At 58.8% G+C, this 243-nt stretch carries 1 pseudogene; it reads right to left on the bottom strand.

The window, feature by feature from the left end:
- Positions 1-243: pseudogene (locus WG929_RS21180) on the bottom strand (IS3 family transposase); the annotation flags it as partial.

The raw sequence follows: 243 nt of genomic DNA on the forward strand, positions 1-243 counted from the left end.
CTTCCGATGGGCAGTAGCTGATGTCCCAGGTCCACACTTCGTTAGGCCCCGTGGCCGTAAAACTGGTGGGCTGTGGTACTGTTCTGGCAGACTGAGCACGGCCGCGGTGGTTGAGCTGCTGGTGCTTTTTCAGCACACGATAGAACGTGGACTCCGATGCGAGGTAGATGCCCTTGTCAGCCAGACGCGGTACGATCTGTGAGGGCGGCAGGCTCTGATATTCCTGCAGGTTGCAGGTGTCCA

It is taken from the genome of Oceanobacter antarcticus (assembly GCF_044962685.1).
Lineage (GTDB): Bacteria > Pseudomonadota > Gammaproteobacteria > Pseudomonadales > Oceanobacteraceae > Oceanobacter > Oceanobacter antarcticus.